We start from the raw sequence: 26,387 nt of genomic DNA on the forward strand, positions 1-26,387 counted from the left end.
ACATGCGCCTCCCTATCCAGTCAATCGCCGGTGTTATTATACCATAAATGACGCGCTCCGTTCACGGCCCAATCGCGCTTTCCCGCTTCAATTGCTCCAGTCGCCGGTACACTTTCGCATAATGTTTCTCGTCGCCGTGCTCTTTCGGCTCATAATAGCGGACGCCGGCAAGCGTTGACGGCAAATACGATTGCGCCACCCAACCGTTCGGGTAATCATGCGGATATAAATAGCCTTGGCCATGTCCGAGCACGGCTGCCCCTTGATAATGGGCGTCTTTTAAATGGTCGGGAATCTCGCCAACCTTTCCGGCGCGCACGTCGGCGAGCGCCGCGTCCAACGCCTTGTAGGCGCTGTTGGATTTCGGGCTTAGGCAAAGCTCGATCGTCACGGTCGCGAGCGGAATGCGCGCCTCCGGCAGTCCGATCCGCTCCGCCGCCGCCACAGCTGCCTGCACTTTCACCCCCATCAACGGGTTCGCAAGCCCGATGTCTTCATAGGCGATGACGAGCAGCCGGCGACAGACCGCGGCCAAATCCCCGCCTTCGAGCAGGCGCGCTAAATAATGGAGAGCAGCGTCCACATCGCTGCCGCGCACGCTTTTTTGGAATGCCGACAACAGCGAATAGTAATGGTCGCCGTATTTGTCATGAGTGAAGCCGCGATTGGCCGTGCACGAAGCAACGATCGCCTCATCCACATACAAACCGTCATCGCGTTCATCGGCCGCCGCCACGGCCGCTTCAAGAAGCGAAAGCGCCACGCGCGCATCGCCGCCCGCGGCTTCCGCAATTCGCCATAACAGCGCCTCATCGATCTTGACGGGCTGCGCTCCGAGCCCGCGCACCGAATCGGTAAGCGCCCGCTTTAAAACGATAAGCAAGTCGGCCGGCTCAAGCCGCTTTAATCGCTGAATTTGTCCGCACCGGCTACGGATCGCCGGATTCACCTCGTGAAACGGGTTTTCGGTCGTCGCCCCGATTAACGTGATCAGCCCGGATTCAAGGTGTGGAAGCAGCACGTCCTGCTGCGCCTTGTTCAAACGGTGAATTTCATCGATAAACAAAACGACATTGCCGGACCAGCGCCCCGCTTCGGCCGCCTCTTCAATCTCCTTTTTTCCGGCTGAGGTCGCGTTGATGGCGACCAGCTCCCGCCCAGCCGTGCGAGCGATGGCGTAGGCGAGCGAGGTTTTTCCCGTCCCGGGTTCCCCATACAACAATAGCGAAGGAACATATCCTTTTTTTACCATTTTGTACAACGGCGTCTCCGGCCCAATCACATGCGCTTGTCCGACGATGTCGTCGATCGTGCGCGGTCGCATCCGCAGCGCGAGTGGCTCTGACCTGTTCCGCATGTCGTTCCCCTCCTCGTTTCATTGTACAGCGCCGGTCCACCCGAATACAACCGTGCGGTGTCAAAAGGCAGACCGCTACGGTTCAAACTAAGTTTTGATTGAGTGCTGACCTTGATTGATTGAGGTCGAAAGGCGGAACCGCTAGTTTCTCTTTTGTTTGGCATCGCCCATTGCCCCGTGCCAAAGGGAGAAGTTTAAAGTGAAACAAGAACGGAAAAACTAGGATCATATCAACATTACATTTGTGGGGTGGGCAGCATGAAAACGAGACAAGATGCATGGTCGCATGAAGAAGACGTGCTATTGGCCGAAACGGTGCTTCAATACATACGGGAGGGAAAAACACAACTCGCGGCCTTTGCAGACGTTGGAAAAAAGTTGCACCGAACTGCGGCGGCATGCGGCTTCCGCTGGAATGCCGAGGTGCGGAAACGACATCTCGAGGCCATCGAACAGGCGAAGAAGCAACGAAAAGAGCGAAAACGGGCGTTGGAAATGATGAAAAAATGGCAGAAGGAACAAGACCCGTTCCCGTTTCCTTCCGCAGGCAGCAGCCAAGAGGCGGAAGGGTCATCCCCCTTTCTCCCGGCCGCCCCTCTGACGCTCGATCAGTGCATTTCTTTTTTGCAGGCGCTGCGGCGCGATGCCAAACAGCTTGAAACGGCGGAGCAGGAAAATGAACGGCTGAAGCGGGAGCACGCCGAATGGCGGGCGCGCAATGAGCAGCTGGCGCAAAAAATTGAACGCCTTGAAGCGCGACAAACGACGGTTCAAGAAGATTACGAGGCGCTTGTCAAAATTATGGCGCGCGCTCGCCAACTCGCCGCCGAAGAAGGCGATCGCCTTCCGTTCGCGCAATGGCTTTTGGCCGAAGCGAGAGAACAAAACGAACGAGCCGCCCATTCGTAACTAGCCAAAAAGGGTGTCCCAAAAGGATCGGGACACCCTCTTTCATCGCTATATAAGCCCCAACTGCTTCTGCCGCACGATCGGTTGTGCCGATCTTAAAGGCAGACGACCTTTTGTCTTATCGCTATATAAGCACTAACCGTTTTCCCGCCACACGATAGGCTCTGTCTTTCTTGAGGGGAGATCGCCTTTTCGGTCAGCTCTTTTTTCGTCGCAATATAGACGGGTGTACCGGTCATCGACATGGCAAAGCGAGCAAACGCCGTGTTTGTTCGTTTCCCGCTTCCGCGACACCATCCTAGCTTGACGACAGGCGACCGGCTTCCTACCGGCGAGCCTCGCTCGCTTGGTCCAGCGACCGGCTCGTCACTCACCGACGCGGGCAATCGGAATTTCCTTCAACAATTCCTGAATGACATATGATGCCATGATGAGCCCGGCAACGGACGGCACAAAAGCGTTCGATGACGGCGGCATTTTCGCCTTGCGGATCGGTGAAGCGTCATTGCCGACAACTTGGCGGACATCTTCGCGGATTTTCACCGGCTTCTCGTCGGAAAAGACGACCGGAATGCCGCGGCGAATCCCTTCTTTGCGCAGTTTGGCGCGGATGACTTTCGCGATCGGATCGGTGTGTGTCTTGGAAATATCGGCGATGCGAAAGCGGGTCGGATCCATTTTGTTCGCCGCCCCCATGCTGGAGATGATCGGAATGCCGCGCTTGAGGCATTGTTTCATCAAATGTACTTTATACACAATCGTGTCGGAGGCATCGATGACAAAATCGAGATTATAGGCAAAAAACTGCTCATACGTCTCTTCCGTATAAAACATTTGCAGCGCGATGACCTCGCACGCCGGGTTGATGTCGGCGATGCGCTCTTTCATCAGCTCGACTTTCGGACGGCCAATGGTCGAGAGCAACGCATGGATTTGCCGGTTGATGTTGGTGATATCGACGTTATCGCGATCAACAAGCACCAAACGGCCGATTCCGGAACGGGCGAGCGCCTCGACGGCGAACGACCCGACGCCGCCGATGCCAAGGACGGCGACGGTGGCATTTTTTAATTTTTCCAGCCCCTCAGGGCCAATGGCTAACTCATTGCGGGAAAATTGATGCAGCATCGTTCTCCTCTCCATTTGCGCAAAAATTGAGTAATACACCGTTTTTTATCGTACATGAAGCCCGCTTGTGTGGCAATGGGTCTTTTGCTGGCAAAACAAACGAGGCTGACCCGAGAGCCCGCCAAAAAGCGGACGTTTGAGTCAGCCCCACCATCGTGTTTATCGCTCTTCTGTACAATAGTCCCAATCGTGCCGTCGCTGCCTTCGTTTTGAACCCGCTCTCCCATAGGTGGGTGCCCTGTTCCAAGGTTTGCGCTTCCCCTGTGACGAAGGGGCGTGCACGCCGCTTGGAAACCCCGGACTCCCGGATATTGACTGTTCGGTCAAAACGATCGGTGATGCGACGAACACATTAGGACGGGTGGTTGATTGCTTATATTTTATCATATTTTTTTGTGTTTGTGAACACCTGCCGCTCATGTTTCCTTGCCGGCGGAGCGGCTATTCTTGGTCAGGCAGCACGACCGCCAAATGCAGCTCGTCCAGCTGTTTTTCGCTGACCGGGCTCGGCGCTTCGGTGAGCAGGCAGCTGGCGCTCGCCGTTTTCGGGAAGGCGATCGTATCGCGCAAATTCGTGCGCCCAGCAAGCAACATCACAAGCCGGTCAAGGCCAAGCGCGATGCCGCCGTGCGGCGGGGTGCCGTACTCAAACGCCTCAAGCAAGAAGCCGAACTGACGGCGCGCTTCTTCTTCGCTGAACCCTAAGGCGCGGAACATTTTTTCTTGCACGTCCCGCTCAAAGATGCGGAGCGAGCCACCGCCAAGCTCATAGCCATTTAAGACGAGGTCATACGCCTGCGCCCGAACCGCGCCCGGGTTGGTTTCAAGCAGCGGAATGTCGTCGCGCACCGGCATCGTAAACGGATGGTGGGCGGCGTAATAACGGCCTTCCTCTTCGTCATATTCCAACAGCGGCCAGTCCGTCACCCACAAAAACGCGAGCTTCGTTTCGTCGATCAAGCCGAGCTCCTTGCCGAGCCGAAGCCGCAGCGCGCCGAGGGCCGCGGCCACGACTGCCTTTTGGTCGGCGACAAACAACAGCAAATCCCCGTCTTCGACCGCCAGCGTTTGGCGAAGCGCAGCCTGTTCTCCCTCGGTGAAAAACTTGGCGATCGGCCCTTTCAGCTCATCGCCTTCCGCTTTCAGCCACGCCAGCCCTTTCGCTCCATAGCGGCCGACAAACTCGCCCAACGCGTCGATCTCCTTGCGCGAATAGCGGGGCGCCGCGCCTTTGGCGTTGATCGCCTTCACTTGCCCTCCCTCTCTGACCGCGCGGGCAAACACTTGAAACGCGGAATCGCGGACGATTTCCGATACGTCGACGAGCTCGAGGCCAAAGCGTATATCCGGCTTGTCCGAGCCATAGCGGCTCATCGCCTCATCATACGTGATGCGCGGAAACGGGCGCGGAATGTCGGTTCCTTTCGCCGCTTTGACGACCGCCGCCATCATCCGTTCGGTGACATCGATGATGTCTTCTTGATCGATGAACGACATTTCGATGTCAATCTGCGTAAACTCCGGCTGGCGGTCGGCGCGCAAGTCTTCGTCGCGGAAGCAGCGCGCGATTTGATAGTAGCGCTCAAACCCGCCGACCATCAGCAGCTGCTTAAAAATTTGCGGCGACTGCGGCAAGGCGTAAAATTCGCCTGGATGGACGCGGCTCGGCACTAAATAGTCGCGCGCCCCTTCCGGCGTGCTTTTCGTCAACATCGGCGTCTCCACTTCCAAAAAGCGCTCGCTGTCCAAAAAGTCGCGCACCGCTTTCGTGACCTTATGCCGGAGCTCCAGCGTTCGAAACATGACCGGGCGGCGCAAATCCAAGTAGCGATATTTTAAACGCACGTCTTCCGCCGCATCGGTGTCATCCGTGATCGCAAACGGCGGCGTTTTCGCTTCATTGATAATGTCGATGCGCTCCGCCTGCACTTCGATGCGGCCGGTCGCGATGTTCGGATTGACCGTCTCCGGCGCGCGGGCGACGACCGTCCCTTCCACGCTCAGCACATATTCGCTCCGCACGCGTTCGGCGGCCGCCAGCGCTTCAGCCGACACATCCGGGCTGGCGACGATTTGCACGATGCCGGTCCGGTCGCGCAAATCGATAAAAATGAGCCCGCCTAAGTCGCGGCGCTTTTGCACCCAGCCTTTGAGCACGACGCGCTCACCGACCGCTGTTTCCGGCACTTCACCGCAATAATATGTCCGTTTCATTCGTTTACTCCCCCTCTCTCCTCGTCCGTTCTGTGAAAAATGAAGCCAGTTCGCCGAACGGCACGTTCGTTTGTTCGCCGCTCGCCATCTCCTTGACGGTCGCGATTTGTTTATCGAGCTCTTCATCGCCAATCATGACGACAAACGCCGCTTTGAGGCGGTCGGCTGCTTTCAGCTGCGCCTTCAGTTTTCGGCCGACATAGTCTTGATCGACGCGCAAACCGGCGCGGCGCAATTGATAGACGAGGCGGACCGCTTCCTCTTTCGCCCGTTCGCCGAGCGCAGCTACATAGCAATCGATCCCTTCGCCGGTCGGAAGCTCCACCCCCTCCGCCTCCAGCGCTGCAAGCAGCCGTTCGATGCTTAGCGCAAAACCGATCCCCGGCATTTCCGGCCCGCCGATTTCCTCGACAAGCCCATTGTAGCGCCCGCCGCCACACAGCGTCGCGGCTGCGCCAAACCCTTCCGCTTCGCTCATAATTTCAAATGTCGTATGGTTGTAATAGTCAAGCCCGCGCACCAACCGCGCATCGATGACAAACGGAAGGCCAAGCATGGCCAAATAATGTTTCACCTTCTCAAAATACGCGCGTGATTCATCATTCAAGTAATCCAAAATCGACGGCGCCGTCGCCATCAGTTCATGATCGCGGTCTTTTTTGCAGTCGAGAATGCGGAGCGGATTCGTCTCGAGCCGCGCCTGACAATCGGCGCACAGTTCATCGATGCGCCCCGAAAAATGGCGCACGAGCGCCTCGCGATGCGCCCGGCGGCTGTCGAGGTCGCCCAAGCTGTTGATGACAAGCCGGATCCGTTTTAAGCCAAGCGCTTCGTAAATGTGCATCGCCAACGCCATCACCTCGGCGTCAATCGCCGGGTCGCTGCTGCCAATCGCTTCGACGCCAAACTGAACGAATTGGCGGAACCGCCCGGCTTCCGGTCGCTCGTAGCGGAACATCGGCCCGCTGTAATACAGTTTCAGCGGCTGGTTCGGGCTGCCGTACAGCTTATGCTCGACGAACGCCCGCACGACCGGCGCCGTGCCTTCCGGGCGGAGCGTGAGCGCACGCCCTCCCTTGTCCTCAAACGTATACATCTCTTTTTGGACGATATCGGTCGTATCGCCGACGCCGCGCAAAAACAGTTCAGTATGTTCGAAAATCGGCGTCCGAATTTCCCGATATCCGTACCGGGAACATAGTTCGCGGGCGACTTGCTCCACGTACTGCCATTTTTCGCTGTCTCCCGGCAAAATATCTTGCGTTCCTCTTGGAATTTGAAACGCCATGCGGATCCTCCTTTTGCTCAAAATAAAAACGCCCTGATCCCCTTGATAGGGACGAGAGCGTCATTCCCGCGGTGCCACCCTAATTGAAGCCATTCAGCTTCCGCTTGTCGCCGCTAACGCCAGGCGCGCGTTCCCTTTTACTGACGCCACGCGCGTTCAAAGGGAAACCTACGGAGTGTCTTTCGCTAAGCCATCATGGAGAAACGCTTCCAGCCTAAGGCGTTTCCTCTCTGGCCATGTGGGTCTTACCTACTTCTCTCCATCATCGGTTGTCCACTATCACCCATCTGAATTGTAATTTTATATTACGGAGAAAGCGGACCGTTTGTCAAGCCGCCTTGAAAAAAAGCGTCCCGCCGCTTGGCCGGCCGTTGATGCAAAAGAAGGCGCCCCGCCTTGGCGGGACGCCGTGGTCGCCTTAATGGCGAATCAAATAATCGAACGCGCTTAACGCCGCCGTCGCTCCGGAGCCCATCGAAATAATGATTTGCTTGTAGGCGCTGTCCGTGCAGTCGCCTGCGGCAAAGACGCCTTCGACGTTGGTCGCGCCGCGCTTGTCGACGATGATTTCGCCGAAGCGGTTCCGTTCCACCGTTCCTTCCAGCCACTCTGTATTCGGCACGAGGCCGATTTGCACGAACACGCCTTGCAGTTCGATATGGTGTTCTTCCCCTGTCGCCCGGTCGACGTACGTCAAACCGTTCACCTTATCCGTGCCAGTGATTTCCTTCGTTTGCGCGTTTTTGATCACCGTCACATTCGGCAAGCTGTACAGCCGGTCTTGCAAAACGGCGTCCGCTTTCAGTTCGGGAGCAAACTCCAACAGCGTTACGTGGCTGGCGATGCCGGCCAAGTCAATGGCCGCTTCCACGCCCGAGTTGCCGCCGCCGATGACCGCCACGTGCTTGCCTTCAAACAGCGGGCCGTCGCAATGCGGGCAGTAGGCGACGCCTTTGTTTTTGAACTCTTCCTCGCCCGGCACGCCAAGGTTGCGCCAACGGGCGCCGGTGGAAATGATGACCGTTTTGCTTTTCAGAACGGCGCCGTTTTCCAACTCCACTTCAATCAAGTCTTTTTTCGCAAGCCGTTTGGCGCGCTGGATCATGATGTCGACATCGTACTGTTTGACATGCTCTTCGATGCTGGCCGCGAGCTTCGGCCCTTCCGTATATTTGACGCTGATGAAGTTTTCGATGCCGAGCGTATCCAAAATTTGCCCGCCAAAGCGATCCGCCACGATGCCGGTGCGAATGCCTTTGCGCGCCGCGTAAATGGCAGCTGTCGCCCCCGCCGGGCCGCCGCCGACGACAAGCACGTCAAATGGCTCTTTATCGGCAAACGACGCGGCGTCCGCCTCGCTTCCTAGTTTGGCGAGAATGTCTTCAATCGACATGCGGCCGCTGGCGAACATCTGACCGTTTAAAAAGACGGTCGGCACCGCCATAATGCCTTTTTGTTCCACTTCGTCCTTAAACGCCGCCCCGTCGATCATCGTATGGGAAATGTCGGGATTCAGGACGCTCATGATGTTGAGCGCTTGAACAACGTCCGGGCAGTTATGGCACGTCAGGCTCACGTACGTTTCAAAATGGTGTTTGCCCCGGATTTGTTGAATGCGGCGCACGACGTCTTCGCTCACTTTCGGCGGCCGGCCGCTCACTTGAAGCAGGGCCAGCACCAGCGAGGTAAACTCATGACCGAGCGGGACGCCGGCGAACGTGACGCCGGTGTTTTCGCCGACCCGGTTGACGCTGAAGCTCGGCGTGCGTTCAAGCTTTGCTTTTTCCACTTTGATTTTCGGCGACATGGCCGTCAACTCATCGACTAAAGCAAGCATATCGCGGGAAACGTTGTCGTCTCCCGCGCTTACCGTCAAGACAATGTCATTTTCAAGCAATTGCAAATACTGAGCGAGTTGTGCCTTGATGTCCGCATCGAGCATGGTCAAAAGCCTCCTTAAATTTTGCCGACAAGGTCAAGGCTCGGTTTCAGCGTTTCACCGCCCTCTTGCCATTTCGCCGGGCAAACTTCACCCGGATGGTTGCGCACATATTGGGCGGCTTTGATTTTGTCAATCAGCGTGCTCGCTTTGCGGCCGATGCCGTCGGCGTTGATTTCCACCGCTTGAATGACGCCGTCCGGGTCGATGAGGAACGTGCCGCGTTGCGCCAACCCTTGCTCTTCGTCAAGCACATCAAACATGCGCGACAGCTGGTGCGAAGGATCGCCAATCATGACGTATTCGATTTTGCCGATGGCCGGCGATGTGTCGTGCCATGCTTTATGAGTAAAGTGCGTGTCGGTTGACACCGAGTACACTTCTACACCCAATTCTTTGAATGTCGCGTAATGGTCTTGCAAATCCTCAAGCTCCGTCGGGCAAACGAACGTAAAGTCGGCCGGATAAAAGCAGACGATGCTCCATTTGCCCATGAAGTCTTGTTCTGTCACCTCGATGAATTCCCCGTTGTGATACGCTTGGGCGCGGAACGGTTGTACTTTTTTCCCAACTAAAGACATTGCTTCATCTACCTCCTGCGACTGTTATTTTATAATAATTTTAAACCGATATTTATTATCATATAGGGGCCCTTACTTTGTCAATACATATGCATTCAGAAATGTTCGTTACGGCAGACGGAACGAACGTCGCCAGCTCTTTACGGGCCTTGCCGCTCCGTCTGCTGTCACGGGCGAAACCGCTGCTTTTTTAGCATTTGCACCTCTTTGCCTGCGACGCCAAGCTCGGACGACAGCTCAAACGCACTATACTGGTCCTCAAGCCGCACCCACTCATGAAAATCGGCCGAAAGCACATCGCTCGTTCGGTGGGCCTGCTCCCCTCGCTTCGTTTGCCGCATCGCCCCCCTCCTTTCCGTTCGGATCAACCTGTTTTCATCATTCCCATTTCTTGCGAAAAATAAAAAAGAAACCGGAAAACGATTATTCGTTTCCCGGTTTCTCACAGCTGTCGATAATCAAGGTGACCGGCCCGTCGTTGATGAGCGACACGCCCATCATGGCGCCGAACACCCCTGTTTCGACATGGACACCTTTTTCGCGCAGAAAGGCGTTGAACGCTTCATACAGCGGCAAAGCATGGTCGGGCTTGGCCGCCGCCATAAAATTCGGACGCCGCCCTTTTCGACAGTCGCCGTAAAGGGTGAACTGCGACACGGACAACACGGCGCCGCCGACATCAAGCAGCGAGCGGTTCATTTTTCCTTCCTCGTCTTCGAAAATGCGCAAATGGGCGATTTTCTCGGCCAAATAGGCCGCATCGGCCTCGGTATCGCCGTGCGTGACGCCAAGCAGCACGACAAGCCCTGCCTTGATGGCGCCAACGACCCGCCCATCGACGGTGACGTTGGCTTCTTTGGCTCGCTGGATGACCGCTCTCACTTCTTCTCCTCCTTTTCGCCGCCGCTAGTTGTTCATCAAGCGCTGGACGGAATAAATGTCGGGAATTTGCTTGATCCGCTCCACGACTTTTTGCAAGTGGCTCAAGTTGTGAATGGCGATCGTCATATGGATCGTCGCGATTTTGTGCCGATGATCCGAGCGGCCCGAAACGGCGGAAATATCGGTGCGCGTCTCGTTCACCGCCTGCAGCACTTCATTGAGCAGCCCGCGGCGGTCAAAGCCGGTGATTTCGATATCGACGTTGTACTCGCGCTCGCCGCCGGCTCCGCTTTCCCATTCGACGGTGATGAGCCGGTCGGCCGCTTCTTCCGTCTTGACGTTCGGGCAATCGGCGCGGTGGACGGAAATGCCGCGCCCGCGGGTGATAAAGCCGATGATTTCATCGCCCGGCACTGGATTGCAGCAGCGCGACAGACGAATGAGCAAATTGTCGACGCCTTGGACGCGAATGCCGCAGTCGCGTTTTTTTCCGGCCGGCAGCTTCGCCTCGGAAAACGCCTCGGCCAACTTGCGCTGCTGTTCCTCGAGATCGCGCTGCTTCCGCCATTTTTCCGTCAGCCGGTGGGCGATTTGCGCCGCCGTGATCCCATGATAGCCGACCGCCGCGTACATATCGTCTTCGTTTGAGAAGTTGAACTTCTCGGCGACGCGCTTCATATTGTCGGCCGTCATTACCTCTTTCGGCTCAAAGCCGAGGCCGCGCACTTCCTTTTCGACCATCTCTTTGCCTTTTTCAATATTTTCCTCGCGCCGCTGCTTTTTGAAAAACTGGCGGATTTTGTTGCGCGCCTGCGACGTTTTCGCCAGCTTCAGCCAGTCTTGGCTCGGTCCGTACGAATGTTTCGACGTTAAAATTTCAACGATGTCACCCGTCTGCAGCTTGTAATCGAGCGGCACCATTTTGCCGTTCACTTTCGCGCCGATCGTTTTGTTGCCGATTTCCGAATGGATGCGGTAAGCGAAATCGATCGGCACCGAGCCGGCCGGCAACTCGATGACGTCGCCCTTTGGCGTGAAAACGAACACCATGTCGGAAAACAGGTCCATCTTGAGCGATTCCATAAATTCCTCGGCGTTGCTGGCGTCGTTTTGCCACTCTAAAATTTCCCGGAACCAAGAAAGCTTCTCCTCAAACGAATTCGGCTTGATCGTCTTCCCTTCTTTGTACGCCCAGTGAGCGGCAATCCCGAATTCGGCGATTTGGTGCATTTCAAACGTGCGGATTTGCACTTCAAGCGGCTCGCCTTTCGGACCGATGACCGTCGTATGGAGCGATTGGTACATGTTCGGCTTCGGCATGGCGATGTAGTCTTTGAAGCGTCCGGGCATCGGCTTCCAGCACGTATGGATGATGCCAAGGACCGCATAGCAGTCTTTGATGCTGTTGACGATAATGCGCACAGCCAGCAAATCGTAAATTTCGTTAAACTGTTTGTTTTGCATCACCATTTTTCGGTAGATGCTGTAAATATGCTTCGGACGTCCGGAAATTTCGCACGGAATGTGCACTTCGTTCAGCCGTTCCCGCACTTCTTGAATGACTTCCTCCAAATATTGCTCGCGTTCGGCCCGCTTTTTCTTCATCAAATTGACGATGCGGTAATACTGCTGCGGATTTAAATAGCGAAGCGCGGTATCCTCGAGCTCCCATTTGATTTTTGAAATGCCGAGCCGATGCGCCAGCGGGGCGAAAATTTCGAGCGTCTCATTGGCGATGCGCCGCTGTTTTTCCGCCGGCAAATGCTTCAACGTCCGCATGTTGTGCAAGCGGTCGGCGAGCTTGATCAAAATCACCCGAATGTCTTGGGCCATCGCCAAAAACATTTTCCGATGGTTTTCCGCCTGCTGCTCTTCTTGCGACTTATATTTGATTTTGCCAAGTTTCGTCACGCCGTCAACGAGCATCGCCACCTCGGCGCCGAACTCGCGCTCAAGGTCTTCTTTCGTCACCTCGGTGTCTTCGATGACATCGTGCAAAAACCCGGCGGCGATCGTTGTCGCGTCCATTTTCAAGTCCGCCAAAATGCCGGCGACTTGAATCGGATGGATGATGTACGGTTCGCCGGATTTCCGAAATTGGTCGCGATGGGCGTGCTTCGCAAATACATACGCCTTTTTTAAAAAGGCGACATCTTGTTCGGATAAATAACAGCCCGCTCGTTCAAACACTTGCTCCGCTGTCAGCACTTGTTCATTGGCCATAGGGTTGAATCACCTTTTAATCGAATAAAATTCAGACTGCCAACACTGGACATCCATTGCCTCCACCACGTTACGGTTAATAAGAAAGAGCACTCGTGCGAGTGCCCCTTTTTTCTCTATTATATCCGAAGATGCGAACGATGTCGACTGTGCGGCCTCGCGCTGCTTGCGCCCCGCTTTCCGCCGCTTCGCTCCCCGGACCTTCCGCGTTCTTCGTCCCGCCGGCGCAAGCGCGATGATGGAAGCGCCTAACCGCTCGGCCGGCCCCATCAACCGCTAAAACTGCATGAGCGTCAAAATGTCGTAGCCTTCTAGTTTTTGTCGCCCGCCAAGCTCCGTCAGCTCAATCAAAAACGCCAACCCGGCGACCACTCCGCCAAGCTGTTCCACGAGCTCGATCGTCGCGCGCATCGTCCCGCCTGTCGCCAGCAAGTCGTCGGTGATCAACACGCGCTGTCCCGGTTTGATCGCGTCTTTATGCATCGTCAGCACATCGGTTCCATACTCGAGACCGTACTCGACGCGGACGACTTCGCGCGGCAGCTTTCCTTCCTTGCGCACGGGCGCAAATCCGACGCCAAGCGCATAGGCGACCGGGCAGCCAATGATAAAACCGCGCGCTTCCGGTCCAACGACGATATCAATTTGCTTTTCACGTGCGTATTGGACGATTTGGTCGGTCGCGTATTTGTACGCCGGCCCATTGTCCATCAGCGTCGTAATGTCTTTAAACAAAATGCCCGGTTTCGGAAAATCGGGAACGATCGTAATATATTGTTTTAAATCCATGATGCGCTTGCCTCCTCATTCGTTTGCGAACGAATCATTTCCGTCAAACAGCGTTTCAGCTGCTCGTAAGTGGAGTATAATAACTGATGTTCCGCCTCCAGCTCGTCCCGGCGCCGACGGTACGCCGGGGATTCGGTGAGATCGCGCTTTACAGGCTGGCGAACGAGCGTGATAACGCCGTTTTGCTCGCGCACAAACCCCAGCTCCAAAAAGACTTCGGCCATAAAATGGACCGTTTCTGTCGTCCAGCCGCGGGCGCGCGCCAATTCGCCGCCGCGTTCGGCGAGCGGGAACGAACGATGCTTATGCAAAAAGGCATAAAACCACTTGAAATGGTCGCGCGTCGGAAACGTGCGGAAAAATTGCCCTTCCGGCTGCGCGAACACGGCATAAATGCGCGCCGGCTGCCCGTTGCCTAAAAGCGCCCCCAACAAATCAAGCCGCGGCGGCAAATCAAGCAGCACGACATAGCGGCCGTCAATCGGCAAAGCCTCCGCCTCTTTCTCCGTCATGACGAAATGAAGCTCCCGGCAAAACGGCGCCAAGTCAGGGCGGGTTTCCGTCTGGCGCCGAAAAGCCACCAGCAGCCGCTTCTCCTCTGGCAGCCGCTCAAGAAGCGAATGAACGTCCCGGCAGCCGCGGGCATCAAACAGCTGCCAGCGGTTGACCGACACATCGCATAGCGACAACTGCGGCTTCGCCATCCCGTTCCACTCGTTCACCAACAGCTCTCCCACGGCCGAGACGCACGTCCCCGGAGCGATCTCCTCGCACAAGGGACCGAGGCCGAAGCCGATGACATCAATCGCCGCCTGCTGTTGCGAAAAGACCGCCTTCATATGGGCGCCGTTCGCCCCGACGCGTCGCATCGTTTCCACCGCGGCTTCTTCAATGAGCAAAAGCGGTCGCGGATTGCCGACACCGAATGGGGCGAGCCGTGCGAAACTGCGGGCGGCCGACAGCGTCAGCTCTTCGACCGAGCAAACCGCATCGATGAACGTCGGCGGGATAAAATCGTCCTCGACCAACGTCTCCGCCGCGATCGCGTTCAGCCGCTGCCGCAACCGCTCGACGTCGTCCAACGCCAAGGTCATCCCCGCCGCCATCGGGTGGCCGCCAAAATGCGGCAACATATCGCGGCATTTGGAGAGATTGGCAAACAAGTCAAATCCGTGGATGCTGCGCGCCGAACCTTTGGCGATGCCTTTGTCGCGGTCAATGGAGAGCACCACCGCCGGCCGGTAAAACTGTTCGACGAGCTTGGAAGCGACGATGCCGACCACCCCGGGATTCCATCCTTCGCCAGCCACGACCAAAACGCGATGCTGCTCCGGCGGATATTGGCGGCGCACGATGTCTGCCGCCTCATCGGCGATTTGCGCGACGAGCTGCTGGCGCTCGCGATTCCGCTCGTCCATTTCCGCCGCCAGCTGCATGGCCTCGTCTTCATCATCGGTCATTAACAGCGCCACCGCCGGATCGGCGCCGCCCAGACGCCCGACCGCGTTCAAACGCGGCGCGATGGCGAAGCCGACCGTCTGTTCATCGATCTGGGATGGTCGGATGCGGCATTGCTGAAACAGCGCGCGCAAACCGATGCGGGTTGTCTCGCGCAACACTGCCAGCCCTTGCGCAGCCAAGAGCCGGTTCTCCCCGACAAGCGGCACTAAATCGGCAATCGTGCCGATGGCCACCAAATCAAGCAAATGGCGCGGCACCCGCCCGAGCAGCGCATGGGCTACCTTGAACGCGACACCGACGCCGGCCAAACTATGGAACGGATATGTACTTCCGGGCTGCTTCGGGTGAATGATCGCATACGCTTCCGGAAGCGAGGGCCCTGGCTCGTGATGATCGGTCACGATCACATCAAGCCCCCACTCGCGGGCGGCGGCCACTTCCTTCAGCGCCGCAATTCCGTTGTCAACTGTCACAATGACGGACACGCCGCGCTCCTTTGCCGCGCGAAACGCCGCCAAGTTCGGGCCGTATCCTTCGGTAAAGCGGTTGGGAATGTAAAATTCCACCGCTGCTCCTGCCTCTTGAAGAGCGCTCACCATCACCGATGTGCTGCAAACACCATCCGCATCATAGTCGCCATAGACGAGCACGCGTTCACCATGGCGAATCGCTCTTTCTAGGCGGCGAACGGCGCGCTCCATCCCATGAAGCAAGAACGGATCGTGAAACGGCTGCCCAACGGGATGGAGAAACGCCTCCGCTTCCGCTGCCGTCCGCACGCCGCGGCGAACGAGAAGCCGCGCCAGCAGCGGCTCGATACCGGCTTCCTCCGCCAGGCGCCTCACCGCCTGCTCGTCGGGACGCCCCACCTCCCAACGCGTTTTCGCTTGTAACATGTCCCCCACCTCAACTCTCCTTATTATACAAAAAGGAGAAAAGAGCAGGCAACGACATTACGACTTTTTTTCCGGGTCGTACGGATTGATATGAACGAGCACGTTGCGGACGCGCGGAAACGTCAGCAGTTTTTCTTTCACTTTTTTTCCGATCCGGTGCCCCTCTTCCACGGTCAGCTGCGGATCAACGGCAATTTTTAAATCAACGATCACATCATGGCCATGCTCGCGCGCGTACAGCTCATTGATTTGCCGCACATCAGGGACAGACAACACCGCCGCGCGCAAGTCGGCGGTCTCCTCTTCATGAAGCACATGATCAATGGCCGTATGAATCGATTGACGTCCGAGATCCCAAGCCATTTTCAATACGAGCAAGGCGACGAACAGTCCGGCCAATGGGTCGGCATACACGAGCCAGTCAATGCCCCACCTCCCGCCGGCAATCGCGGCGCCGACGCCGAAAAGCGCCGCCAGCGAAGAAAACACGTCAGAGCGGTGCTCATACGCATTGACGATCAACGCTTCGCTGTTTAACGCTTTCCCAAGCCGATACTTGTAACGGAACATCGCCTCTTTGGCGACGATCGACACCAGCAGGACGTAGACGGCCGCCATCCCCGGCGGCGCCAAGGGGGCGAAAAACGACAGGAAGGCAGAGCGCCCGATCTCCAGTCCAACGAGGAAAAGAAGCACGGCCACGATAATGGCGGCGATCGATTCGGCCTTTCCGTGTCCGTATGGATGGTCTTCATCCGGCGGACGCGCCGCCGCCCGCAGCCCGACCCAAACGGCGAACGACCCAGCAACATCGGAAGCCGAATGAGCAGCATCAGCGATCAGCGCTTGACTTTGGCTCCACAAGCCGACCACCGCCTTGACGGCCGCGAGGATCAAATTGCCGACGATGCCGACCATCGCTGCCGTTTTCGCTTTGTTGAATCGCTGTTCGTGTTCCACGGCCACACCTCCCATCTTTGCCTCTTGTTGTCATCGATCCGGATCAAAAAATCCATCCCCTGCGTAAACTCAATCTCCTATCTTTTTCCTTTTGTTGTCATCGTCCCCCCTATTCCACCATCATGGCCGGCGCCTCTCGCTCTCGTCTGTCGATGTTCCGCCGGCGCGGTTGGGCGCTGGATTCACCTTGTAGAAATCCTCTTGCTTTAGTCTGCCCATTTTCCGCCTCAAGCATGGCGACAAAAAAACGCCGAAAAAAGCGCGGTCGCTTTTTCCGGCGCAGTCATTACAGATGAGGCTCGGCTTCCGGAGCCGCTTTGTTCGCCCCTTTGCCTTTCTTGAGGGCGCTCCCTTTCCAAACGACCCACAGCTGCGAAGCGATGCAAAGCGAAGAGTAGACGCCGCACACGAGCCCGACAAGCAAAGCGAGGTTAAAATTGCGAATCGCCTCACTGCCGAACAGCAGCAGCGCCACAACGGTCAACAACACCGTCAAAACCGTGTTGATCGAGCGGGTAAACGTTTGCTGCAGGGCGCGGTTAACGATATGTTTCAAATCGTCAACCGTTTTTACTTTCCGTTTTTTCATCAAGTCACGGATGCGGTCAAAGGTGACGATCGTATCATTGATGGAATAGCCGATAATCGTCAATACCGCGGCGATAAACGTCAAATCGACCTCAAGCCTCGTCAAACTGAACACGGTGATGATGAAAAACGCATCGTGCAACAAAGCGATGATCGCGGCCAAGGCCATCTGCCATTCGAAGCGGATCGTCACATACAGAATGATGCCAATCGACGAGATGAGCACGGCAATGAACGCGTTGCGCGCCAACTGCTTGCCGACGACCGGCGAAACTGTGCTGATGTTCGGCTCGTGGCCGTACCTCTTGTTGAGTTCGTTTTTGATTGTCGCAATTTCTTTTTTGTCGAGCACCCCGATTAAACGGACGACGCCCGTTTTTCCGTCCGTCCCGGACAGCACGACATCCTCCGGCTTATGGCCAAGCCGCTCAAAATAGTCGCCTAGCTCTTTCGCATCAAGCGGCTGGTTGCTCGTCACCTCAATGCGCGTACCGCTTGTGAAATCAATGCCGAGATTCAACCCGAGAGCAAAAAGGGAAATGACGCCGGCAATCGTCAATGCTCCGGAAAAAATGAAAAAGGTTTTGCTATATTTGACAAAATCCCAACGGTCGAATCTCGTCGGCACTTCGGTTTCGTCGTTGACCTCGGCGATGTTTAAGATGTCCGACTTTTTCACGCCAAACCACTCGGGCTTTCGATCGAGCCAGCGGCTTGACACCAACAGCCCAAGCAGCAGCCGCGTGCCGTAAACAGCGGTGACAAAGCTGGCGACAATGCTGATGATAAGCGTCGTTGCAAATCCTTTGACCGAGCTTGTCCCGTAAATGAACAGGACGGCGCCGGCGATGATCGTCGTAATGTTGGCATCAAAAATGGTCGCAAACGACCCGCGGTTGCCGGCGCGAAACGCTGACAGCATCGACTTGCCGAGCTTCAACTCCTCCTTGATCCGCTCGTACGTAATAATGTTGGCGTCAACGGCCATCCCGACCCCTAAAATGAGGGCGGCGATCCCCGGCAGCGTCATAACGCCGTTCATCCAGTCAAACAGCAGCAAAATCAAATAAATGTACACCGACAGCGTGATCACAGCGATGAGCCCTGGAAGCCGGTAAAACCAAATCATGAACAAAAAAATCGCCGCGACGCCGATGATGCCGGCTACGACCGTTTTTTGCAAGGCGTTTTTTCCGAACTGAGCGCCGACGGAGGTGGAGTAAATTTCATGCAGTTCGACCGGCAGCGCCCCGGCATTGAGCAAGTCGGCGAGCTGTTGGGCTTCTTTCACCGTGAAATTGCCGACGATCGACACATCGGTTTGATTGAACACTTGATCGACCGACGCGGCGGAAATGAATTTCGGATCGGCTTTGCCCGCTTCTTTCCGGTAAGAATCGACCCCTTCTTTAAAATCAAGCCAAATGACTAAAATGTTGTTGGGCCGCCCCATTTTGTATACTTTTTCCGTCACTTGCCGGAATTTGTCGGCGTCTTTCAATTTCAGTGCGACGCTCGGCCGGCCGTTTTCGTCAAACGACAGCTTCGCCCCGCCTTGGACGAGGTCGCTCCCGTCCATCAACACGTTGTCATTGACGTCGCGGAACGTCAATTTCGCTTGCGTGGACAAAATTTCGCGCGCCTCATTTTGGTCTTTCACCCCGGCGAGCTGAACGCGAATGCGGTTATTCCCTTCAATGTCCACGCGCGGCTCGCTGACGCCAAGGACGTTGATCCGTTTGTTCAGGGCGCTGACCGTGCTTTGCAATGTTTCGTGATCGATTTTATCGCCTTTTTTCGCTGGCTTCACCTCATAGAGCACTTCAAAACCGCCTTGCAAATCCAGCCCTAGCTTAATGTTATGTAAAATTCCTTGCGTCGTCGGCCCCATCACCCCAGCAAGCAAAAGCAGGAGCAGAAAAAAGGCGACGATGCGGCTTCGTTTAATCATTCAACATCCTCCTTCGATTCGTCTTCACGCCCGGAAGCTGGCGGCCACGATCCACACAACATCGATTCCGCTTTTCATTATGAATCAGCCGGCAGGAGCTGTCAACGTTCAGCCCTTACCGACGGCGCCCCGGGTATAGCGCCGGTCAAAAGGCGGCCGCCTCCGCTCATAACAGCTCTTTCAGAACGCGCTCCAACTCATCGCCACCCGCCGCCTGCTGATAGGACTGCCTCGTTACAAACGCCATATACTCCCCCGGCGAAAGCGACAAAATATCGCTGACAAGCTCGTGCAGCTTCTGATCTGCCAATTCGCCCTTCCATTTCCGCGTCCATAAACATTCCCACAGCCCATCGATGGTGACGTGCTTGTAGCCGAGCAGCCGGAACTCCTCATATTTGCACTCGAGCGCCGGCAGGAGCTGTTCCCGCCACCGTTGTTTTTCCTCCATCTCCCATCCCCCCTCGGTGATTGTCGCCGATCAGCCTTGTCATGCTTGACCATAGGCCTTGCATATATTGTATAAAAGAGAAAGGCATTTGAGAAGGCAGGGGGAAAACATGTCCAAATTTTTACAAGGAACTATGATTTTAATCATTGCCGGCTTGATCACTAAAATGCTCGGTTTCCTGAACCGAATCGTCGTCGCCCGGATGATTGGCGACGAGGGAGTCGGGCTGTACATGATGGCGGTGCCGACGCTTGTGTTGGCGATTACGGTGACGCAAATGGGCCTGCCGGTAGCCATCTCCAAGCTCGTCGCCGAGGCGGAAGCGACCGGCGACCGGCAACGGGTCAAAAAAATTCTCGTCGTCTCGCTCGCGACGACCGGAGTGCTGAGCCTCCTATTCCTGCCGGCGCTCCTTGCCGCAACGCCGTGGCTTTCGCGGACGATGTTCACCGACCCGCGCATCTATTATCCGCTCCTAGCCGTCGCCCCGATCGTGCCGATCGTCGCTATTTCATCGGTGCTGCGCGGCTATTTCCAAGGGCGCCAACAAATGAAACCGTACGCTTACTCGCTCCTGATCGAACAAATCGTCCGCATCAGCTTGATCGCCTTATGCACGAAACCGCTGTTGCCGTACGGCGTTGAATACGCTGCCGCCGGCGCCATGGCGGCTTCTGTCCTCGGCGAACTGGCAGCCTTATTGTATTTATTGTTCCTGTTTCAACTGAAAAAATCGATCCGCCTGCGGACGAAGTTTTTTCATTCCATTCATGCCGGCAAAGACACGTTCATCCGCCTGATGCGGATCGCCCTGCCGACAACCGGCGGCCGCTTGATCGGCTCGCTTTCTTGGTTTTTTGAACCGATCGTCGTTGCCAACAGTTTGGCGCTCGCCGGCATCGCCGCCTCCGCCGCCACCAAGCAATACGGCCAGCTCGTCGGCTATGCCTTGCCGTTGCTCACCTTGCCGTCGTTCATCACCTATGCGCTCGCCACCGCGCTCGTTCCGGCCATTAGCGAAGCGGTGGCCCAAAACAAACCGCTGCTCGTCCAATACCGGATCGCCCAAGCGATGCGCCTGTCGCTCGTCACCGGCGGACTGTCGGCGGTCGTTCTTTACCTTTTTGCCGAGCCGCTCATGCGATGGATGTACGGAACAGGCGAAGCAGCCATTTTTATTCAAGTGATGGCGCCGTTTTTCCTGTTTTATTATTTCCAAGGCCCGCTCCAAGCGGTGCTACAAGGACTTGATTTAGCCAATGTGGCAATGACGAACAGCCTCATCGGGGCGGCGGTGAAATTGGCGTGCATCTTCGTCTTGGCGTCGCGGCCGTCTTTAGGGATTATGGGAGCGGCGCTCGCCACCTCGGTGAGCACGGTGCTCGTCACCCTTCTTCATTTTGCCGCCGTCGCCAAAGCGACATCGTTCGTGGTGGACGCCCGTGACTATGTAAAGGCCGGCATCGCCATCATCGCCGCCGGCGCTGCCGGCGGGCTGCTCTTCTATCATCCGCCCGCCTCGGTGCCGCCGTCGTTTTGGACGCTGCTGGCCATGGCCGCGACCATCTTGTTGTATAGCGGCTTCCTGATCGCCTTTCAGCTCATCCGACGCGAAGAGCTCATCTACCTTCCGGGTCTTGGATGGCTGGCGGGAAAAAGAAAACGAAAATAAACGTCTAAACATGTCCGGCCGCGAATATATTGTGGTAAAACCGTTTTGTCCAAGGAGGGGTTGCGGTTGTCGCGGCTTGGCAGCGCGCTCGTATATGGAATGGCCACGATTTTCGTTTTGGCGGCATTGGTCAGTTTTGTCGTTTCGCTGCTGCTTAAATGGACCGATATTCATGAATCCTCGCTGACATGGCTCGTTTTTGCCGCCTCGATGATCTCGATGTTTCTCGGCGGCGTCGTCGCCGGGGGAAAAAGCCAAGAAAAAGGATGGCTCGCCGGCGGGCTGACCAGCGTAGGCTTTACGTCGATCGTCTTTTTGTTTCAGTTCCTCGGCATCGACAAACCGTTTACCGCCGAACAATGGCTGTATCATCTCGCTTTCCTTGTCGCCTCCGCTCTCGGCGGCATCGTCGGCGTCAACTTGTCACCGTCACGCCGCGAGCGGGCGTGAACGAAAAACAGCGGCTGCTTTCGGTGGAAGCAGCCGCTGTGTTCATGGCAGGGCGGCACGGAGGGGGCTTTTTTTACGCCTTATTTTCCGCCACGACTTCCCGAACCGCGGTGCGGTCGAACGTGAGCCGCGTGCCGTCGCCGGCGCGAACGATGATTTTATCCTCATCGACCGAGTCGATGATGCCGTGCAAGCCGCCAATCGTAACGATTTTATCGCCTTTTTTCAAACTCGCCTGCATTTGCTGGACGGCGCGCTGCCGTTTTTGCTGCGGGCGAATGAGCAAAAAGTAGAAAATCACAAAAAACAGCACGATCGGCAACAAATTAGCGATGGTCGCGTTCATTCCGTTTCCCTCCTTTCCGATGGCTAAAAGTTTTTGGCATTCGGCTTGTTGAAGCCGTAGCGTTCGAAAAATTCCTCGCGGAAATCGGCGAGCCGATCTTCGCGGATCGCTTGTCTCACCTGCTCCATCAATTTTATCAAAAAATAGACGTTATGGTAAGACGTGAGGCGAATCCCAAATGTTTCATCACATTTGATGAGATGGCGAATGTACGCGCGCGTATAGTTCCGGCACGTGTAGCAATCGCAGTTCGGATCGAGCGGCGAGAAATCACGGGCGTACTGGGCGTTTTTGATCACCACCCGCCCTTCGCTCGTCATCACGGTGCCGTTGCGGCCGATGCGCGTTGGCAGCACGCAGTCAAACATATCGATGCCGCGGATCGCCCCGTCGATGAGCGAATCGGGTGAACCAACGCCCATTAAATAACGAGGCTTGTCCGCCGGCAAAAGCGGCGTCGTAAACTCGAGCACCCGATTCATCACCTCTTTCGGCTCGCCGACCGACAACCCGCCGACCGCATAGCCAGGGAAGTCGAGCGACACTAAATAGCGGGCGCTTTGCCGGCGTAAGTCCTCATATTCACCGCCTTGGACGATGCCAAACAGCCCTTGCTCCTTCGGACGGCGGTGCGCTTTCAAGCAGCGTTCCGCCCAACGGCTCGTCCGTTCGACCGACTGTTTCATATACTCGTATGTCGCCGGATACGGCGGGCATTCGTCAAACGCCATGATGATGTCAGCGCCTAGGGCATTTTGAATTTCCATCGCTTTTTCCGGCGACAAAAACAGCTTGTCGCCGTTTAAATGGTTGCGGAAATAGACGCCCTCTTCTTCGATGCGGCGAAATTCACTCAAACTAAACACTTGGAACCCGCCGGAGTCCGTCAAAATGCCGCGATCCCAGTTCATAAACGCGTGCAAGCCGCCCGCTTCCGCCACAATGTCATGCCCCGGCCGCAGCCAAAGATGATACGTGTTGCTTAAAATGACGCCGGCTCCCATTTCCTTCAGCTCTTCCGGCGCCAGCGTCTTAACCGTCGCCAGCGTGCCGACCGGCATAAACATCGGCGTTTCAAACGAGCCGTGCGGCGTATGGAGCATGCCAAGGCGTGCGCCCGTCTGCCGGCACGTTTTGATCAGTTCAAAGCGGATCGGTGTCGTCAACGTGTGGCTCTCCTTTCTCAAATGATGAGCATCGCATCGCCGAAGCTGAAAAAGCGGTACCGCTCTTGGACCGCGACTTCATACGCGTGCAAAATATGTTCGCGCCCAGCGAGCGCGCTCACGAGCATGATGAGCGTCGATTTCGGCAGATGAAAGTTCGTCACCAGCCCATCGATGCCTTTGAATTCGTAGCCCGGATAGATGAAAATGTCGGTCCAGCCGCTTTCCGCGACAAACCGGCCGGCGTGCCTGCCGGCGATCGTCTCGAGCGTCCGTGTCGACGTCGTGCCGACGGCGATGATGCGGCCGCCCTGCTCCCGAACGCGGTTTAACGTCTCCGCTGTTTCTTCGCTCATTTGGTAAAACTCGGCGTGCATATCGTGCTTTTCAACGTCGTCCACTTGCACCGGCCGGAACGTGCCAAGGCCGACATGAAGCGTAATGAAGACGATTTGCACCCCTTTTTCGCGAATGGCATCAAGCAGCTCTTCGGTAAAATGCAAGCCGGCGGTCGGCGCCGCCGCCGAGCCGATTTCGCGGGCGTAAACCGTCTGATACCGCTCCGGATCGTCAAGTTTTTCTTTAATATAGGGCGGCAGCGGCATTTCACCGAGCTCCGCCAGCACTTCATAAAACAAGCCGTCATATGAAAACTCGAGCACCCGTCCTCCGTGTTCGAGCGTATCGAGGCAAACCGCCTCCAGTTTTCCGCCGCCAAAAGTGAGCTTTGTTCCCGGTTTGACCCGTTTGCCCGGCTTGACGAGCGTTTCCCAGCGGTCGCCCTCCAGCTGCTTTAAGAGCAGCACTTCAACCGTTCCGCCCGTTTCCGCTTTTTCCCCATAAAGACGCGCCGGCATGACGCGCGTATCATTTAAGACGAGACAATCGCCCGGATTCAAGTACGAAATAATGTTGCGAAACGTTTCATGACGGATGGCGCCGGTGCGTTTATCAAGCACCATCAGCCTCGACGCCGCCCGGTCTGGAAGCGGCGTTTGCGCGATCAATTCTTCCGGCAAATGAAAATCAAACAGCTCGACTTTCATGATGTTCCCCTTCCTTCAGCGAAATCGTCCGAGCACATAAAAAAGCAACGACAGCACCACACTGAGCAATAAGGACGTCACGATCGGAAAATAAAACGTCATATTCCCTTTGCGAATGACAATATCCCCCGGCAAGCGGCCGAGTTTGATAAACTGCATGACAAACCCGACAATGATCAGCACGGCGCCAATTGTCATAATCAACTTCGGCAAGCTGTTCACTGCTTCGGAACCTCCATTCCTAAGTGGGCGTAGGCGGCCGGCGTCACCACACGTCCGCGCGGCGTCCGCTGCAAGAGGCCGATTTGCAGCAAATACGGCTCATACACTTCTTCGATCGTTTGCGCTTCTTCGCCAATCACCGCGGCGATCGTCTCGAGGCCAACCGGACCGCCGGCGAATTTTTCAATCATGGCCGTCAACAGCTTATGGTCAATGTGATCGAGCCCGAGCCGGTCGACTTGCAGCCGCTCAAGCGCTTCAACGGCCAACGGAAGCGCAATTTCCGCCTCCCCGCGCACTTGGGCGAAATCGCGGACGCGGCGAAGCAAGCGATTGGCGATGCGCGGCGTGCCGCGCGCCCGGCGAGCGAGCTCAAACGCGGCTTCACGGGCGACAGCCATATGCAAAAGCGCCGCCGTTCGCTCAACGATTTGCACAAGCTCATCGACGCGGTAATATTCCAAGCGGCTGATGACGCCAAACCGGTCGCGCAGCGGAGCCGATAGCGCCCCCGCCCTTGTGGTCGCCCCAACGAGCGTAAACGGGGGCAAATCAAGGCGAAGCGAACGCGCATCCGGCCCTTTGCCGATCGTAATATCGAGGCAATAATCTTCCATGGCCGGATAGAGCACTTCTTCCACCGGGCGCGGCAAGCGGTGAATTTCATCAATAAACAACACATCGCCCGGCTCAAGGGAAGCGAGCAGCGCCGCCAAATCGCCGGGCCGCTCGAGCGCCGGCCCCGACGTCGCCCGCAGCTTAACCCCCATTTCGTTGGCGATCACGGCAGCGAGCGTCGTTTTTCCAAGCCCCGGCGGCCCATACAGCAACACATGGTCAAGCGTCTCCTGACGCAGCTTGGCCGCCTCAATAAACACTTTTAAATTTTCCTTGACTTGATTTTGGCCGATGTACTCCCGCAACGACTGCGGCCGCAGGCTCGGCTCGAACGCTGCTTCCCCTCCTAACACCGCACCGGATACGAGCCGTTCGTCCACCGGTCATCCCTCCCTTTCGATCATCCGCCTCGCTGTCGCGCTTCGTTCCGCCCAAACAAACAAGAGCGCCTTTGGAGGCAGCTGCCGCACTCATTTCAACAACATAGCCAACGCTCGTTTCACGTACTCCTCTGTCGACAGCTGCTCAAGGCCGAGCGCCGGAACGATCTTTTCAATTTCCCGCTCCGCATAGCCGAGCGCCTTCAGTGCGGCCACCGCCTCGGCAAGCGCCTCGGAGCGCAACGCGGAGGCGCGCGCGGCCGAAGACGCCGGGAACGTCCCCAGCTTTCCTTTCAGATCCAAAATCATTTGTCGGGCCGTCTTTTTTCCGACCCCCGGAAACTTGCACAAAAAGGCTTCATTTTCCTCTTCAATCGCCCGCACCACCTCGTCCGGGCGCCCGGCCGCCAAAATGGCGAGACCGCCCTTCGGACCGATGCCCGACACTTGCAAAAGCTTGGCGAACAACCGGCGTTCCTCGCGCGTTAGAAAACCGTATAGAGCGCGCACATCTTCGCGAACGTATTCGTATGTATAAACCGTCACCAGCTTGTCGCGGCTTTCCTGAAAAGCAAATGGGTTCGGCGTAAACACCTCATAGCCGATGCCCTGATGGTCAATGACGATATACTCGGGACAGACATAATCGATATACCCGCGGATAAACTCGATCAAGGCGATGCTCCTCCCCTTCTCTTGCTTTTCCATTGTATCATACGACAGAGGATCGCAAAAGGGAACAGCGGCAACCGGATGACAAAAGGAAATCCCGCAATGCTTGTTCGCACGGCGGGATCGATGCACAATGGGAAAGCAAAGCGGGCGCAAACCCCATCCTCTTGAGGGAAAACTATGGCGCGCCAAAGATGG

The 26,387-nt window shown here is 56.5% G+C and carries 23 protein-coding genes, 1 other RNA gene and 1 other annotated feature; of the genes, 3 read left to right on the top strand and 21 right to left on the bottom strand.

Features of this window, described 5'->3' with window-relative positions:
* Positions 1 to 61 precede the first annotated feature (61 nt).
* Entirely contained in the window at positions 62 to 1,357 is a 1,296-nt protein-coding gene (locus ACTVIM_RS12385; protein ID WP_445612763.1) for a replication-associated recombination protein A, read from the bottom strand.
* A 258-nt stretch (positions 1,358 to 1,615) separates the two neighbouring features.
* Here ACTVIM_RS12385 and ACTVIM_RS12390 point away from each other — a divergent pair, with 258 nt between their 5' ends.
* Positions 1,616 to 2,266, top strand: coding sequence for an RsfA family transcriptional regulator (locus ACTVIM_RS12390; protein WP_144975621.1), 651 nt, complete (start codon positions 1,616 to 1,618; stop codon positions 2,264 to 2,266).
* A gap of 366 nt (positions 2,267 to 2,632) precedes the next feature.
* Here ACTVIM_RS12390 and ACTVIM_RS12395 read toward each other — a convergent pair whose 3' ends face one another.
* The 14 genes from ACTVIM_RS12395 to ACTVIM_RS12460 all read right to left on the bottom strand — a co-directional run bounded on the left by ACTVIM_RS12395 (position 2,633) and on the right by ACTVIM_RS12460 (position 19,617).
* Positions 2,633 to 3,394, bottom strand: a complete 762-nt coding sequence (locus ACTVIM_RS12395; RefSeq protein WP_445612764.1) for a tRNA threonylcarbamoyladenosine dehydratase — start codon at positions 3,392 to 3,394, stop codon at positions 2,633 to 2,635.
* Positions 3,395 to 3,570: 176 nt separating this feature from the next.
* A non-coding RNA gene (ssrS, locus tag ACTVIM_RS12400) (6S RNA) lies at positions 3,571 to 3,756 on the bottom strand.
* A gap of 79 nt (positions 3,757 to 3,835) precedes the next feature.
* Positions 3,836 to 5,608 carry an aspartate--tRNA ligase gene (gene aspS, locus ACTVIM_RS12405; RefSeq protein WP_445612765.1) on the bottom strand — a complete coding sequence of 591 codons (1,773 nt, stop codon included), beginning with the start codon at positions 5,606 to 5,608 and terminating at the stop codon, positions 3,836 to 3,838.
* Between the two features lie 4 nt (positions 5,609 to 5,612).
* Positions 5,613 to 6,896, bottom strand: a complete 1,284-nt coding sequence (hisS, locus tag ACTVIM_RS12410) for a histidine--tRNA ligase (protein ID WP_445612766.1) — start codon at positions 6,894 to 6,896, stop codon at positions 5,613 to 5,615.
* Between the two features lie 44 nt (positions 6,897 to 6,940).
* Positions 6,941 to 7,171, bottom strand: a binding site (T-box leader).
* A gap of 143 nt (positions 7,172 to 7,314) precedes the next feature.
* Positions 7,315 to 8,838: an alkyl hydroperoxide reductase subunit F gene (ahpF, locus tag ACTVIM_RS12415; RefSeq protein ID WP_445612767.1), complete on the bottom strand. Its 1,524-nt coding sequence runs from the start codon at positions 8,836 to 8,838 to the stop codon at positions 7,315 to 7,317.
* 14 nt (positions 8,839 to 8,852) lie between these two features.
* Positions 8,853 to 9,416 (bottom strand): alkyl hydroperoxide reductase subunit C, encoded by a 564-nt coding sequence (ahpC, locus tag ACTVIM_RS12420; protein WP_144975631.1) that lies wholly within the window; start codon positions 9,414 to 9,416, stop codon positions 8,853 to 8,855.
* Positions 9,417 to 9,583: 167 nt separating this feature from the next.
* Positions 9,584 to 9,757, bottom strand: a complete 174-nt coding sequence (locus tag ACTVIM_RS12425) for a hypothetical protein (protein ID WP_445612768.1) — start codon at positions 9,755 to 9,757, stop codon at positions 9,584 to 9,586.
* Between the two features lie 82 nt (positions 9,758 to 9,839).
* On the bottom strand, positions 9,840 to 10,298 hold the full coding sequence (gene dtd, locus ACTVIM_RS12430; protein ID WP_445612769.1) for a D-aminoacyl-tRNA deacylase: 459 nt from the start codon (positions 10,296 to 10,298) through the stop codon (positions 9,840 to 9,842).
* A 24-nt stretch (positions 10,299 to 10,322) separates the two neighbouring features.
* Positions 10,323 to 12,521 carry a RelA/SpoT family protein gene (locus ACTVIM_RS12435; protein WP_445612770.1) on the bottom strand — a complete coding sequence of 733 codons (2,199 nt, stop codon included), beginning with the start codon at positions 12,519 to 12,521 and terminating at the stop codon, positions 10,323 to 10,325.
* Positions 12,522 to 12,797: 276 nt separating this feature from the next.
* Positions 12,798 to 13,310, bottom strand: a complete 513-nt coding sequence (locus tag ACTVIM_RS12440; RefSeq protein WP_144975637.1) for an adenine phosphoribosyltransferase — start codon at positions 13,308 to 13,310, stop codon at positions 12,798 to 12,800.
* Positions 13,301 to 15,667: a single-stranded-DNA-specific exonuclease RecJ gene (recJ, locus tag ACTVIM_RS12445; protein WP_445614361.1), complete on the bottom strand. Its 2,367-nt coding sequence runs from the start codon at positions 15,665 to 15,667 to the stop codon at positions 13,301 to 13,303. The genes ACTVIM_RS12440 and recJ overlap by 10 nt, the downstream gene beginning before the upstream one ends.
* A gap of 57 nt (positions 15,668 to 15,724) precedes the next feature.
* On the bottom strand, positions 15,725 to 16,642 hold the full coding sequence (locus tag ACTVIM_RS12450; protein ID WP_407652268.1) for a cation diffusion facilitator family transporter: 918 nt from the start codon (positions 16,640 to 16,642) through the stop codon (positions 15,725 to 15,727).
* 271 nt (positions 16,643 to 16,913) lie between these two features.
* Positions 16,914 to 19,166, bottom strand: a complete 2,253-nt coding sequence (gene secDF, locus ACTVIM_RS12455) for a protein translocase subunit SecDF (protein WP_445612771.1) — start codon at positions 19,164 to 19,166, stop codon at positions 16,914 to 16,916.
* 166 nt (positions 19,167 to 19,332) lie between these two features.
* A complete protein-coding gene (locus ACTVIM_RS12460) occupies positions 19,333 to 19,617 on the bottom strand; it encodes a post-transcriptional regulator (RefSeq protein WP_033018077.1) in 285 nt (94 codons plus the stop codon).
* A 109-nt stretch (positions 19,618 to 19,726) separates the two neighbouring features.
* Between ACTVIM_RS12460 and spoVB the strand changes: the two genes are divergently transcribed.
* Both spoVB and ACTVIM_RS12470 read left to right on the top strand, forming a co-directional pair.
* Entirely contained in the window at positions 19,727 to 21,289 is a 1,563-nt protein-coding gene (gene spoVB, locus ACTVIM_RS12465; RefSeq protein WP_445612772.1) for a stage V sporulation protein B, read from the top strand.
* Between the two features lie 66 nt (positions 21,290 to 21,355).
* Positions 21,356 to 21,739 (top strand): TIGR04086 family membrane protein, encoded by a 384-nt coding sequence (locus ACTVIM_RS12470; protein WP_033018080.1) that lies wholly within the window; start codon positions 21,356 to 21,358, stop codon positions 21,737 to 21,739.
* Between the two features lie 73 nt (positions 21,740 to 21,812).
* On the opposite strand, the gene yajC is transcribed toward ACTVIM_RS12470, so the two are convergent.
* From yajC to ruvA, 6 genes are all read right to left on the bottom strand, one after another.
* Positions 21,813 to 22,085 (bottom strand): preprotein translocase subunit YajC, encoded by a 273-nt coding sequence (yajC, locus tag ACTVIM_RS12475; protein ID WP_033018081.1) that lies wholly within the window; start codon positions 22,083 to 22,085, stop codon positions 21,813 to 21,815.
* Between the two features lie 23 nt (positions 22,086 to 22,108).
* The gene (gene tgt, locus ACTVIM_RS12480) at positions 22,109 to 23,251 is read right to left on the bottom strand and encodes a tRNA guanosine(34) transglycosylase Tgt (protein WP_445612773.1); all 1,143 of its coding nucleotides are present in this window, start codon (positions 23,249 to 23,251) and stop codon (positions 22,109 to 22,111) included.
* A gap of 17 nt (positions 23,252 to 23,268) precedes the next feature.
* On the bottom strand, positions 23,269 to 24,297 hold the full coding sequence (queA, locus tag ACTVIM_RS12485; protein WP_445612774.1) for a tRNA preQ1(34) S-adenosylmethionine ribosyltransferase-isomerase QueA: 1,029 nt from the start codon (positions 24,295 to 24,297) through the stop codon (positions 23,269 to 23,271).
* A 15-nt stretch (positions 24,298 to 24,312) separates the two neighbouring features.
* Complete coding sequence (locus tag ACTVIM_RS12490) at positions 24,313 to 24,519, bottom strand: DUF2905 domain-containing protein (protein WP_081916988.1); 207 nt, start codon at positions 24,517 to 24,519, stop codon at positions 24,313 to 24,315.
* On the bottom strand, positions 24,516 to 25,517 hold the full coding sequence (ruvB, locus tag ACTVIM_RS12495; RefSeq protein ID WP_445612775.1) for a Holliday junction branch migration DNA helicase RuvB: 1,002 nt from the start codon (positions 25,515 to 25,517) through the stop codon (positions 24,516 to 24,518). Before ruvB ends, ACTVIM_RS12490 begins: the two co-directional genes overlap by 4 nt.
* 90 nt (positions 25,518 to 25,607) lie before the next feature.
* Entirely contained in the window at positions 25,608 to 26,192 is a 585-nt protein-coding gene (gene ruvA / locus ACTVIM_RS12500) for a Holliday junction branch migration protein RuvA (protein WP_144975655.1), read from the bottom strand.
* Between the last annotated feature and the right edge of the window lie 195 nt (positions 26,193 to 26,387).

This window comes from Geobacillus sp. YF-1 (assembly GCF_052692335.1).

What these genes read in the sequence shown, in the direction of transcription:
- ACTVIM_RS12390 (WP_144975621.1), top strand. Translation starts at nt 1,616, where the DNA reads ATGAAAACGAGACAAGATGCATGGTCGCATGAAGAAGACGTGCTATTG.
- ahpC (WP_144975631.1), bottom strand. Translation starts at nt 9,416, where the DNA reads ATGTCTTTAGTTGGGAAAAAAGTACAACCGTTCCGCGCCCAAGCGTAT.
- yajC (WP_033018081.1), bottom strand. Translation starts at nt 22,085, where the DNA reads ATGAACGCGACCATCGCTAATTTGTTGCCGATCGTGCTGTTTTTTGTG.
- ACTVIM_RS12395 (WP_445612764.1), bottom strand. Translation starts at nt 3,394, where the DNA reads ATGCTGCATCAATTTTCCCGCAATGAGTTAGCCATTGGCCCTGAGGGG.
- ACTVIM_RS12385 (WP_445612763.1), bottom strand. Translation starts at nt 1,357, where the DNA reads ATGCGGAACAGGTCAGAGCCACTCGCGCTGCGGATGCGACCGCGCACG.
- aspS (WP_445612765.1), bottom strand. Translation starts at nt 5,608, where the DNA reads ATGAAACGGACATATTATTGCGGTGAAGTGCCGGAAACAGCGGTCGGT.
- secDF (WP_445612771.1), bottom strand. Translation starts at nt 19,166, where the DNA reads ATGATTAAACGAAGCCGCATCGTCGCCTTTTTTCTGCTCCTGCTTTTG.
- ACTVIM_RS12450 (WP_407652268.1), bottom strand. Translation starts at nt 16,642, where the DNA reads ATGGGAGGTGTGGCCGTGGAACACGAACAGCGATTCAACAAAGCGAAA.
- ahpF (WP_445612767.1), bottom strand. Translation starts at nt 8,838, where the DNA reads ATGCTCGATGCGGACATCAAGGCACAACTCGCTCAGTATTTGCAATTG.
- hisS (WP_445612766.1), bottom strand. Translation starts at nt 6,896, where the DNA reads ATGGCGTTTCAAATTCCAAGAGGAACGCAAGATATTTTGCCGGGAGAC.
- recJ (WP_445614361.1), bottom strand. Translation starts at nt 15,667, where the DNA reads ATGTTACAAGCGAAAACGCGTTGGGAGGTGGGGCGTCCCGACGAGCAG.
- ACTVIM_RS12440 (WP_144975637.1), bottom strand. Translation starts at nt 13,310, where the DNA reads ATGGATTTAAAACAATATATTACGATCGTTCCCGATTTTCCGAAACCG.
- spoVB (WP_445612772.1), top strand. Translation starts at nt 19,727, where the DNA reads ATGTCCAAATTTTTACAAGGAACTATGATTTTAATCATTGCCGGCTTG.
- ACTVIM_RS12435 (WP_445612770.1), bottom strand. Translation starts at nt 12,521, where the DNA reads ATGGCCAATGAACAAGTGCTGACAGCGGAGCAAGTGTTTGAACGAGCG.
- ACTVIM_RS12460 (WP_033018077.1), bottom strand. Translation starts at nt 19,617, where the DNA reads ATGGAGGAAAAACAACGGTGGCGGGAACAGCTCCTGCCGGCGCTCGAG.
- queA (WP_445612774.1), bottom strand. Translation starts at nt 24,297, where the DNA reads ATGAAAGTCGAGCTGTTTGATTTTCATTTGCCGGAAGAATTGATCGCG.
- ACTVIM_RS12425 (WP_445612768.1), bottom strand. Translation starts at nt 9,757, where the DNA reads ATGCGGCAAACGAAGCGAGGGGAGCAGGCCCACCGAACGAGCGATGTG.